A 12,151-nucleotide genomic window follows, 5' to 3' on the forward strand; every position below is an offset into this window, starting at 1 on the left:
CTCCATGTTGCCGCGTACTCCTGTGCTGTTTTCAGTGCTGTTCACCTGCCTCGCCCCGCCGCTATTGGCGCAGGCGGAAACCCTACGCATCGCTACATTCAATACTGAGCTGTCCCGCAAGGGGCCGGGCCTGCTGCTGCGCGATATTACCCGCGGTGAGGACGCGCAAATTGCTGCGGTGATCACCGTCATCACCCAGGCACAGCCTGATATCCTGGTGTTGCAGGGTCTTGACTGGGACCACGACAATCTGGCGCTCAAGGCGCTGGCGCGGCAGCTGGCGCAGGAAGGCGCGACTTACCCGCATCTCTTTGCGGGTCAGCCCAATGCGGGCCTTGCCACCGATCTTGATCTGGATGGTGATGGCCGCCTGGGTGGCCCCGGCGATTCACAGGGCTTTGGTGACTACACCGGGCGCGGTGGCATGGCGGTATTGTCGCGCTACCCGCTGGTGGTAGAGGAGCTGATTGACCTTAGCCCGCTGGTGTGGCGCGACATCCCCGGCGCCGCCCTGCCCCAGCACCCGGATGGCAGCCCCTTTCCGTCAAAGCCCGCCCAGGCAATCCAACGCCTGTCCTCCACTGCCCATTGGGTCTTGCCGGTGGAGCTGGCAAACGGCTCCCGACTGACGCTGTTGTGTTTTCAGGCCGCGCCGCCGGTGTTCGACGGCATCGAAGACCGCAACGGGTTGCGCAATGCCGATGAGATCCGCCTTTGGCAGGTTTTTCTGGACGGGCTACTTGACGGGCTTCTTGACGGGCAGCTCCCGGCAGAATTCGCGCGCCCACCAACCCAACGGTTTGTTATCGCCGGTGGCGCAAACCTGGACCCCGACACTGGCGCGGGCCGACGCGAAACCATCGCCAGACTGTTACAGGACCCCAGGCTACAGGATCCGCGCCCCCTGTCACCGCAGGGGGGAGCTCAGACCGTGGATTGGGGCGAAGGCCGCCGCATGCGGGTGGACTACCTGCTGCCCTCGCAGGACTGGCACGTTGCGGCCTCCGGGGTGATCTGGCCTGACAGCGCCACCTCCGCCGCCGCAATTGCCAGCCGCCATAGGCTGGTTTGGCTGGATATCCTCCTCGACTAGGCCGCTAAGCCGCCGCTTCCCTCTGCCTTCAGCCTTCTGCCCGTTTGAGGGATCAACAGCGCCTCGGGCAGGCAATGTGGCAAAGCCTGTGCCACCGGGGTCACCTGAAAATCGGGCAAGAGCTGCTGTAGCAGATCCCCGCTCAGGCTATGTGGGGTATCCCACAGATACCGCATCTCCAACAGGCAGCGCCCCAAGGGCCAGAACGGACGAGCCAGCTGCAGGGGAAGCCAGGACATCTGGCTCAGTTTGGCCGGCTGGTGCAGATGCGCGTTTATTGCCGCCAGCAGCTCATGCCCGGTGAGGGTATAGCCCGCAAAGGGAACATCCAAAAAGCGCGGCAGTTCGGCGCGTTTTTCAGCCAGCCCCACCGCAGCCCGGGCCTTGTCCGGCAAATAGCCCCAGGCATGAGGAATATCCGCCCGCCCTGGGTAGATGAATTTGCCCCTGCCCAGCTTGGCTGTGATCATCTCATCAAACCAGTTCCCCGACGCCTCGGTATCCAGATAATCCCCCGAGCGCAGCACGATCACCCGCGCCTTGGAGGCACGATAGGCCGCCTCCATCTCCACTCGGATACGTCCCAGCGGGTTTTGCGCCGCATGGGGGCTCTGCTCAGACCATGGGAACGGGGTTTGGGGGCCAAAAACATAGACATTACCGGGCAGAATGACCGTCGCGCCACTCATTTCAGCGGCCCTAATCACCTGACGGTGTAGGCTTGGCACCTGTTTTGCCCAATCCGGATAGGCCGGGTTCCAGCTGTTCACGATCACATCGACCCCGACAGCGACCTGCGACAGGTTTTCCGTCCCGCGCTGAAAGCGCTTTACCTGCCATCCGGCCCGCTCAAAAGCAGCCGCTGCCGCGCGGCCAAACCGGCCCGAAGCACCGAGTATGAGAGCTGTCTGTGTCATAAAATCTTCTCCTATCCTGAACACTGGCCCCAGCCTCTCCTATTCAATTGACATATGGCATTGCCAAAATTTTTAGATCTGCCATTCATTAATGCATGAATGATGCACTGCTCACCGATTGGTCGCTCATCCAAAGCTTCCTGGCCGTCGCCGACTGCGGCTCGCTTTCGGCGGCGGCGCGGCAGTTAGACCGCAGCCAGCCCACCCTGGGCCGCCACATCCAAAGCCTGGAGGCCAGCCTCAACCAGCAACTGTTTGATCGCCACCCGCGCGGATTGCGCCTGTCGCAGGCCGGGACCGCGCTATTGCCCATGGCGCGGGAAATGCAGGCCCAGATGTATCGTTTGTCGCTTCAGGCCGCGGGCCAGTCCGAAGAGCTGGCCGGCACCGTCCGCATCACCGCCAGCGTTTTTGCCTCCCACTACCTGTTGCCCCCCATACTGGCCGATATTCGCCAGGCAGAACCGGGGATTGAGCTAGAACTGGTGCCAACAGATGAAAGCGAAAACCTGTTGTACCGGGCCGCCGATATTGCCCTGCGCATGTATCGCCCCAGCCAGCTGGATGTGATCACCCAACATATCGCCGATCTGCCGCTGGGTATTTTTGCCGCCCACACATACCTAGCGCGACGCGGCACTCCCCGCAGCGCAGCAGAACTGTGGCAGCATGACCTGGTGGGTTATGACAACAACGCGCTGATCCTCAACGCCATGCGGGCGATGGGATGGCAGGTTGATCGCAGCACCTTTGCCATGCGCTGTGACAATCAGGCGACCTACTGGCAACTGGTGCGGGCAGGATGCGGCATCGGCTTTTGCCAAAGCGATGTGGCGCGCGCCGATACCACCGTGGCAGAGCTGGATCTGGGCGTCGAAATTCCACCGCTGCCGGTCTGGCTCACCACCCATAGCGCCATGCGGGAAACGCCCCGCATCCGGCGGGTCTGGTCGCTGTTGGCAAAAGGCCTGAAAATGGCCAGTAAATCGCCACCTTCGCCCTTGAAATCAGGGGCCGTTGTTGACCCTGAGGCCCCAGAGGGGTAGGCCGTTGCCAACTGTTTTTAGGAGGCACATATGTCCAATCCATCGATTCTGATTCTGCCCGGCGACGGTATCGGCCCCGAGGTCATGACCGAGGTTCGTAAAGTCATCACCTGGTTTGGTGAAGCCCGCGACATTCAGTTCGATGTGAGCGAAGATCTGGTCGGCGGCGCCGCCTATGACAAACATGGCGTTCCCCTGGCGGATGAAACCATGGCCCGCGCACAAGAGGTGGACGCGGTTCTGCTCGGCGCGGTTGGCGGCCCAGCCTATGACGATCTGGACTTCTCGGTCAAACCAGAACGGGGCCTGCTGCGCCTGCGCAAGGAAATGGATCTCTATGCCAACCTGCGTCCCGCGCAGTGCTTTGACGCGCTGGCCGATTTTTCCTCGCTGAAGCGCGACATCGTGGCCGGCCTGGACATCATGATCCTGCGCGAGCTGACCTCGGGCGTCTATTTTGGCGAGCCGCGCGGCATCTTTGAAGAAGGCAACGAGCGCGTCGGCATCAACACCCAGCGCTACACCGAGTCTGAGATCGAACGCGCTGCCCGCTCGGCCTTTGAACTGGCGATGCGCCGCAACAAAAAGGTCTGCTCGATGGAGAAGGCCAATGTGATGGAAAGCGGTATCCTGTGGCGCGAAGTGGCCACCCGTGTGGGCAAGGAATACCCCGAGGTAGAGCTGTCGCACATGTATGCCGATAACGGCGCCATGCAGCTGGTGCGGGCGCCAAAACAGTTCGACGTCATCCTGACCGACAACCTGTTTGGCGACATCCTGTCCGATTGTGCCGCGATGCTGACCGGCTCGTTGGGCATGTTGCCCTCGGCCAGCCTTGGCGCGCCGATGGCCAATGGCCGCCCCAAAGCGATGTACGAACCGGTGCACGGCTCAGCCCCGGACATCGCAGGCCAGGGCAAGGCAAACCCGATCGCCTGTATCCTCAGCTTTGCCATGGCGCTGCGCTACAGCTTTGACATGGGGGCCGAGGCCGACCGTCTGGAAAAAGCCATCGAAACAGTGCTCTCGGACGGTGCCCGTACCGCAGATCTGCTGGGTGAAGACGGTGTTGATCCGATTTCGACCAGCGAAATGGGCGACGCCGTGGTCGCAGCCCTGCAGGCCAGCCTGTAATCCTATTACCAGTGGCGGGCCTCTGAGGGGCGCTGCCGCTGGACCCCATTGGTAACCTAAAAAAGAGGGCGAAAACGCCCTCTTTTCTTTTTTGAACAGATAGATTTGGCTAGGGCATCGCTCTGGCGACAGGCAGGGCCGCTCTGGTGACCTGACGATAGTGTTCCAACCTTTCGAGATGGTGCAGGCAACGGGTCAGCCAACGCATTGCATCGGTGTTGGAAAACACCTCGTTCAGATCAAATAGCCCGGCGTGTTCTCCCAACAGCAACCCACGGCGATGTCGGTCCTTGCGGTGATTGACCAAAACCGCAAGCCGCTGCAACCGGGCTTGTTCGGCATCAGAGCAACACCCCTCGATCAGCCGACGGAGCACCACCCCGGTGATCAGGGCTGGACGTCGCAACAGCGGATCCTCCTTCAGAACCGATATCCGCCCGGTCTGGCTCAACCGTTCCAGCAGCCGCAACAGATGGTCGGTCTGGTGCAGCAAGGCGGACAGCGCGACCTCCTGTCTTGCATGATCTGCCGTCAGGCGAATATCCGCAAGGAAGGCCTCGACCTCAGCCAGAGCGGCGCGACAGGGAGACAGCGCTGCTATCCCACGATAGTCCGCCGGCACCTGCAGGGCAGAGGCCATAGCCCCGTAGACCCGATGTTCCAGCAGCTCCAGCGCGGCCTGCACCGCCAAGAGCGCCGTGACCGGATCCGACAGCAAGGCCCGGTCCAGATCAACCAATCTTGTCTTAGGCGTCTCTGGCATCAGCCAGGTGATGAACCGCGCAAACTGCGCCGTGACCGGCAGGAACAGCATCGCGCCAACCACATTAAACCCGGTATGAAACACCAAAATCGCGGTCATCGGATTGGTCCGCACGGCCAGTTCCTGCAGCGCCCCCAACCCAAACAACAACACAGGCACCGCTATCAGGCTGGTCGCCACATTGAAAAGCAGATTGGCAACCGCAGTCTGCCGCATGGGCCGCGACCCGCCCAGCGAGGCCAGCAAGGCGGTGCAGGTGGTGCCGATATTCATCCCCGCCACAATCGCCACAGCCTGCGTCAGGCTGATGGCACCACTTTGGATCATGACCAGGGCCAGAGCCATGGCCGCCGAAGAGCTTTGCATGACAACCGTCAGCCCTGCGCCCAGGGCAGCAAGGGCCAGCAGACCAAGGACTGAACCAGACGGCAACATCTCGGGGCGCAGGATAGTGCCAGCATCCTTCATCCCTGCCTGCATCAGATCCAGGCCGATGAGCAAAAGGCAGAGCCCTGCCAACATGCGCCCGGCTCGTGCCCAACCACCCCGCGCCAAAAGGTCCAGCAGGCTGGCCGGAAACAGCAGCGCCATCGCCACAGTGCCCAGTTTGAGCTTGAAGCCCAGCAGGCTCACCAACCAGCCCGTCGCCGTGGTGCCAATATTGGCCCCGTAAATCACCCCAAGCGCCTGCGGCATGGTCAATAACCCCGCCCCGACAAAGCCAACCGTCATCACGGTTGTCGCACTGGAAGACTGGATCGCAGCGGTGGTCAGCCCGCCTGATAGGACGCCGGTAAAGGGAGTGGTGGTAAATCTGGTCAGGATGGCCTGTAACCCAGTGCCGGCTGCTTCGCGCAGGGCCTCGGTCATCACCTTCATCCCCATCAGGAACATGCCAATTCCACCAAGAACATAAAACAGTTGCTCTGTCATGTTTACCCCTTTTCGCCCTCCTATATGACCAGCAGACCAAACCTGCGCAAGGCAGAGCCAGAGCAGGGACAGACCTCAGAATGCTCAGCAAACAAGCCCATGAGCCAGCTTCGCCCCCCAGCGTGTCAAGGACCTGGAAGAGCGCACAGCAATTAGGGTTAGTGACTGCGCAGCCCCTGGTGATGTACTAGTGCACCCGCGCCGACCCTATTTGTAGAACCGGCCATTTTTGTAGAAGCTGTCTCATCGAATGCAACACTCCAAACCACGGCCTCTAATCTCTGTCATCATTCCCGTCTTTGATGTGGGTGACCATGTGGCGGATTGCCTGCGCAGTCTTCAGGCGCAGACCTGAGGTGATTTTGAAGCCCTAGGTTTCGACGACGGCTCAACTGACAACCGCCAGCCATTGCCGAAAAACAGAGGGGCTCTCGGAGCCCTGGCACCAGGCGCCCTTTATCAAATCCAGAATAGAGGACAACACCTAACAGGGCGCCGCTCCAGAGCTCCGACAATCCTCTCCGGGCCTCACCGCAGTACGGCTGCCTATTCGATAATGCGGCGGGTAATCGCGGCACCGTTTTGGATGGCCGCAGAGGGGTAAATCACCACCTGCTCGCCTTCGGTCAATCCACTGACCACCTGCGCCTGGATGCCATTGTTGTGGCTGATGTCGATCTGGCGCTGGGTGGCAACCCCGTCAACCATGACAAAAACAGACCAGCTCTCACCCACCCGGAACAAGGCGCTGGAGGGCACCCGCAGTACATCTTCTGCCCGCCAGACAATGATCCGTGTTTCAACCCGGTAGCCATGCCCCAACCCGGCGCGATCCTCTGCCGGAGAGGCCAGCGCGATCACCACCGGCACCCGCTGCTCTTCCACGCCCAGCGCCGAGACCTTGGTGATACCAAAGGGATCAATCCGCGCGACCTCTCCGTGCAGGGTGGCCGCCCCACCCCAATCCTCGATCAACACCGGGTCGCCGCGTGTAACCTGCACCGCATCCGATGAGATCAGATCCACCACAATTTCCAGATCCCCATCGATATCGCCGATCTCCATGATCGGCTCCCCCGCAGGCAGGGTTGTGGCGCTTTGATGCATGACCTGCAAAATTCGCCCCGTGGCCGGAGCATGCAGCGGGATTTCATTCTGGGTCTTGTCGCGCAGGGCGGCACCAAGACCCAGATCCTCAAAACCAATAAGCTGCGCCTGGGCATTGGCAAGATCCGCTTCGCGAGTGCCGATTGCCGCCTCGGCCATCTGCACCTGGGCTTCGGAGATGCGAAACCCGCGTTTGGCCCGATCATAGGCTGCAGGACTGGCAATATTGCGTTGCGCCAACTGCTCGGTGCGTTGCAACTCGGTCTCGGCCAGGTCCCGGCTGGCTTCGGCGGCGCTCAGATCGGCATGGGCACCGCGTAGGGCCGCCTCTGCTGATCGCACCGCTGCCTGCGCCTGCTCCCGGGTTCGCAGATCCAGCGCCACTGGGTTGGTCGGCAACATCGTCACAATGACCGTCTCTCCGCGTACCACCGGGTCACCGGGGTCGACCTCAACCCGCTGCAACCGCCCGGCAACCGGCGTCGACACCACATAGGGTTCACTCACCCGGGTGCGGCCTTCCTCGTCAATGGAGATCTGTAGCGCCCCGCGGCTGACCTCTTGCAGATCCACCATCAAGGGGCGGGGCCAAAAGGCGGCCACCAGCGCCGCTGCGAGCAGCCCGCCAACACCCAGCATCAACACCAGACGCGATCGTTTTTTTGCCTGTGCCATGGGTTACTCCCGTGTTTTTAATGCGTCGATCAAATCAGATCGGTCGAGATCGCGCTTGACCAACCAGCCGGAAATCACTGCAGCGATAACAACCACAAGGACCGCCTGGCCATAGCTCACCGGGTCAAAGACCGCCGGGATCTGATACAGATCCGTTGAAAAACCTGCCGCGATACCAAAAGAAAGATGGTAGCCCAGCATTGCCCCAACTGGCAGGGAGATCAATGTCACCACCGCCAGCTCTCCGAGCAGCACAAAAGCCGCCTCGCCTTTGCTGAAACCAATCACCCGCAGGCTGGCCAGATCGCGGGTGCGTTCCGCATAGGCGATGCGGGCGGCGTTGTAGACAATGCCAAAGGTAATAACAAAGGCGATAGCCCCCATCACATAGCGCATGGCCCCAGCGCCGGTATTCATCAACACCACAAAGGCCTCCAGAGCATCCTCTTTCAGGCTCAGCCCGGCAACCGTGGGCATGTCCTGCAGAGTCTGGTAGATACCATCGGACCGGGCCCCATCAATTGTCAGATAGGCCCCCGACACCCGTCCCGGTTCCCGCAGAACCTGGTTAAGCGCCGTCAGATCCATATAGGCCGGCGCCCCCAACAGCGTCTGAGCAACCGCAGAAACAGGGACCTGCAACTCCGGTTGCCGCCCCTCTCGCACCTCAACGGTCAGCATCTCCCCCGCCTTGATCTGCAGGATCTCGGCCAGAACACTGGACAGTACAACGCCGGTTTTTGGCATCTGGATTGGCGCCATGCTTTCATCCAGCGCCCGGTTCAGAATTGGCTTTTGCGGCAGGCCGGTGATGGCACTACGATAGCTATGCACCCCGTTGCGCAGCACCACCGGAACCTGGCGTACCGGCTCGACCTGCATCACCCCCTTGATGCGCCGCAGCTCAAACAGGGCCTTTTCGCCAACAGGCTGGGTGAAGGTCACGCTTACGTCGCTTCTGTCCACAACCGAAAACGTCAGATCAATGGTGCGATCAAACCCCGCGTAGATCGTGATCATCGCCACCGACAAGCCCATGCCGCAGGCAATGCCAACCATGGCCCCCACCATGCGAACTGGCTGTCGCGTCAGGCGGCGCAAAACCATACGACTGGGTTGATCCAGTAGCGCCGACAGGGTTTTGCCCAGCCTTTGAGTGCGACTGTAATCCGGCGGCGCGGGCGGGCGCATTGCGCTTGCTGGGGTCAGGGCAAAAACCTGCCGCAGCACCCAAAGCCCGCCCGCCGAGGCCGAAACCACACTCACCGTTACCCCCGTCACAAAGGAGGCCGGGTCGAGGCGAAAGACCAGAAAGGGAAACTTGAAATACAGCCCATACAGCCCGATCATCGCCCGGCCACTGGCAATTCCGGCCAAACATCCGGCCAGCGCACCGCCCAGCGCGATGGCCAGGATCATCTTGAAATAATGGCTCCCCACCTCAAAATCGGTATAGCCAAAGGCCTTCATCAGGCCGATTTGCTCGCGCTCGGATTGCACCATGCGACTGATAACGATGTAGAGCAGAAAAGCGGCCACCGCGAGAAAGATGGGGGGCACCCCCTTGGAGGCCGCCGCCATGCCAGAGATTTCCTCAGAGATGAAGCGGTTCGAAAACTGGTCCGCCAAGGGATAGCCACCGCTGCCCCCATAGGGCGCCATCAGGCGGTCGGCGCGATCAAGAACCGCCTCGACATTGGCGCCCCGCGTCACCCCAAGCAGAGCCTCATTAAACGCCCCCTCCAGATCATAGGCGGCGGCAAGCCCAGCGCGGTGCATCCAGATCACCCCAAAACGGGCATCATCAGGCACCAGCTCCCCCGGTGCCGTAACATAGAGAAACTCTGGGCTTTGCGCCAATCCGGCAATTTTGAACTGGCGTCGGCTGCCATTCATGGTGGCGGCCAGAGTATCCCCCGGCAGTAAATCATGGGCCTTGGCAAAACTCTGCAAAAGCACAATTTCTTCGGTCCGGCCCAAAGCCGGGAACCGCCCATGGGTGAGGTAGATATCATTCAACGCCGGGCGCCTGCGCTCTGGCAAGGACAGCGCCTGGGCCTGCACTGGCAGGCTTTGGTCTGGCAGATCAATCAGGGCCCGCCCGGTGACCCGTGTTTCAACGGCGGCAACCCCTGAGATCTGCGCCAGATGAGATGTCAGTCGTTCCGGCGCGCGTTTCACCGGCACAAAGGCATCGGCCAACCGGTAGCGTTGGTAATAGGCCGCCCGGGTTTCGCCAAGCGACGACACCAGCCCTGTCATCATCACCAGCATCATCACCCCAACAGAAATCACCATCCCAATCGCCAGGGCCTGCCCCTTGATGCGCCAAAGGTCGCGCAGCAGCTTATGATCCAGCGGTGTCACCAGTAGATCTCTGAAGGGCTGAGTTTTTCACTGTTCTCCACCACTTTGCGGATGCCGCCATCGGCAAAATAGATTACCCGATCCGCCATGGCGGCGGTATTGGCGTTATGGGTCACCATCAAAATGGTAGAGCCCATTTCGGCATTCACATCCCGTAGCACCTGTAATACTGCCCGCCCCGTCTCACTGTCGAGCGCCCCGGTTGGTTCATCACAAAACAGAACCTCAGGCCGTTTGGCGATGGCGCGGGCGATGGCCACCCGCTGCTGTTCCCCACCTGAGAGCTGCGCCGGGAAATGGTCCACCCGTTCGCGCAGCCCAACCAGGGCGAGGGCCTCATCGGGGTCCATCGGGTCTGCTGCAATTTCCGTCACCAGCTCGACGTTTTCACGCGCCGTCAGGCTGGGCATAAGATTATAGAACTGAAACACAAAACCCACATGATCGCGCCGATAGCGTGTCAGCTGCGCATCCGACATATCGCTAAGGCAGTGATCGCGGAAATAGACCTCACCCTTGGTGCCGCGGTCCAGACCGCCAATGATGTTCAGCAGGGTCGATTTCCCTGACCCCGACGGCCCCAACAGAACCACGATGTCACCAGAGGGAATTTCCAGGTCAACACCGCGTAAAGCATGCACCGCCGAATGGCCGCTGCCATAAACCTTGGTCAATCCGCTTGTACGGAAGGCTGTTGAACTCTGCATGGGTTTGCCTATTGCTTACGATTTTCCCATCATCGGCAATGTAGAGTGTAACGCCCTGCCCCCAACCCGCAACTGCCACAGGCTTTGAAAGGTGCGAAAACCCCAAAACAGTCCCAAGCGACGGCAGTTCTTATCCTACGGGCTCTGTAACGGGTATGGTTAGCTGCAAAATTGTAATCTGACCGCAGGCACAGCCCGGCGCGCGGTCAAACAGGGCGCAGGCACAGGGCTGATGCTAACCGTTTAGAACACGCACTTCAGCGGTCCAACCCATGTCCTGTATTTGCTGCCGAATTTCGTCTTCGTAGTTCGGATTCATGATGATCACGGTACCAACGCCACGGGACTTTGCCGTCTCTGGCGAAACGATCATGGTGCCGCTAATCGGCATGAAGCACCCCTGTTTGGCGACATTCAGGTCAATCACACAGTCAATGGGCGCGTCTTCGGCAGTGTTGAACAAGAGTGAAAATGTAACCCCTTTTGAGGCCCCGCCCCAAAGCGCAACGGGCGCGATCGCCCTGCGGCCTTCAAAGTACGTGGTCCATTCCGCCATCATCTGACGTTTGTTTTCCAGGTAGTTCAGTCCCAATTGTCCCGAGAGTTCCGCAGGCTTTGCTTGAACTGGTGTTTCTGGCATCCGCGCCGAAATCCACATGTATTGGCCATCATAGACCGGCTCTACGTCGCACTCCAAGCCCTGTTGAGCCAGGAGAAAACGGATGGAGTCTGGCGTGTAGATAGAACAATGCTCGTAGAAGAAATCCTGAAATGCAGTGTGCTCCAGGATCCAGTTCGCGTCTGGCGTTTCGATAAATAGTGTCCGCCCCGGCGCCAGAGCCGCCGCCAAGGCGGTTGCAAAGTTCTGGACGTCCGCCACATGTTCTATTGTGTGCCGGGAGCAAACCACATTGGCCTCGGCAGGAATCTGATCTGTGTTGTCAGGCGAGAAAAAGTTGCGATAGACCTTGGCCCCATCCGGCAACTTGTCTTCTCCGGTAAAGGAAGGATCAAACCCTGTCGCCGATTTCATCCGCCCACCAGCCCGTTGATGAACCAGGCTCAGAAAGTCGCCTTCGCCGCATCCAATTTCAACATAGTGGATATCTGCATCCTCAGGCACGGAGGCAATGACGCGATCGGCCATCGCATCCAGATGTGCCAAGTAATAGGCTGAGGAAGTGACGTCATTGTTGTAGGTTTCATCGTAGGAAATCTTGGCGGGATCAAAAGAGGCGTTCCACACAAAGCTGCAGTTGGCACAGCGGACCATAGTGATGGCACCTTGCGGAAATGCCAGCGCTTCGGCCGAGGTCTGGAGTGCCACATTTTGCAAAGACGGGATGTTAGGGCGCTCATCAAGCGTAAGGTTGCTCCCAGTGTTTGCACAAATAGGGCACGGACAGGCG

At 60.2% G+C, this 12,151-nt stretch carries 9 protein-coding genes; 3 read left to right on the forward strand and 6 right to left on the reverse strand.

Translation table 11 applies throughout. The annotated features are described in order from the left end of the window. The first annotated feature begins 4 nt into the window (after positions 1-4). A complete protein-coding gene (locus N1037_18825; protein ID UWS79283.1) occupies positions 5-1,093 on the forward strand; it encodes an endonuclease/exonuclease/phosphatase family protein in 1,089 nt (362 codons plus the stop codon). Here the strand turns inward: N1037_18825 and N1037_18830 are convergent. After that, on the reverse strand, positions 1,090-2,010 hold the full coding sequence (locus tag N1037_18830) for a sugar nucleotide-binding protein (protein UWS79284.1): 921 nt from the start codon (positions 2,008-2,010) through the stop codon (positions 1,090-1,092). The two genes, N1037_18825 and N1037_18830, sit on opposite strands and share 4 nt — an antisense overlap. 95 nt (positions 2,011-2,105) lie before the next feature. Here N1037_18830 and N1037_18835 point away from each other — a divergent pair, with 95 nt between their 5' ends. Beyond that, positions 2,106-3,056 (forward strand): LysR family transcriptional regulator, encoded by a 951-nt coding sequence (locus N1037_18835; protein ID UWS79285.1) that lies wholly within the window; start codon positions 2,106-2,108, stop codon positions 3,054-3,056. A 30-nt stretch (positions 3,057-3,086) separates the two neighbouring features. After that, on the forward strand, positions 3,087-4,190 hold the full coding sequence (leuB, locus tag N1037_18840) for a 3-isopropylmalate dehydrogenase (protein UWS79286.1): 1,104 nt from the start codon (positions 3,087-3,089) through the stop codon (positions 4,188-4,190). A 109-nt stretch (positions 4,191-4,299) separates the two neighbouring features. Here leuB and N1037_18845 read toward each other — a convergent pair whose 3' ends face one another. The 5 genes from N1037_18845 to N1037_18865 all read right to left on the reverse strand — a co-directional run bounded on the left by N1037_18845 (position 4,300) and on the right by N1037_18865 (position 12,015). Beyond that, positions 4,300-5,886: a Na/Pi symporter gene (locus tag N1037_18845; GenBank protein UWS79287.1), complete on the reverse strand. Its 1,587-nt coding sequence runs from the start codon at positions 5,884-5,886 to the stop codon at positions 4,300-4,302. Between the two features lie 546 nt (positions 5,887-6,432). Next, positions 6,433-7,668, reverse strand: coding sequence for an HlyD family efflux transporter periplasmic adaptor subunit (locus N1037_18850; GenBank protein ID UWS79288.1), 1,236 nt, complete (start codon positions 7,666-7,668; stop codon positions 6,433-6,435). A gap of 3 nt (positions 7,669-7,671) precedes the next feature. After that, a complete protein-coding gene (locus N1037_18855) occupies positions 7,672-10,035 on the reverse strand; it encodes an ABC transporter permease (protein ID UWS79289.1) in 2,364 nt (787 codons plus the stop codon). Beyond that, positions 10,032-10,742 carry an ABC transporter ATP-binding protein gene (locus N1037_18860; protein UWS79290.1) on the reverse strand — a complete coding sequence of 237 codons (711 nt, stop codon included), beginning with the start codon at positions 10,740-10,742 and terminating at the stop codon, positions 10,032-10,034. The genes N1037_18855 and N1037_18860 overlap by 4 nt, the downstream gene beginning before the upstream one ends. Positions 10,743-10,977: 235 nt before the next feature. Next, positions 10,978-12,015 (reverse strand): class I SAM-dependent methyltransferase, encoded by a 1,038-nt coding sequence (locus tag N1037_18865; GenBank protein UWS79291.1) that lies wholly within the window; start codon positions 12,013-12,015, stop codon positions 10,978-10,980. Positions 12,016-12,151: the final 136 nt, after the last annotated feature.

It is taken from the genome of Phaeobacter sp. G2, from assembly GCA_025163595.1.
Lineage (GTDB): Bacteria > Pseudomonadota > Alphaproteobacteria > Rhodobacterales > Rhodobacteraceae > Pseudophaeobacter.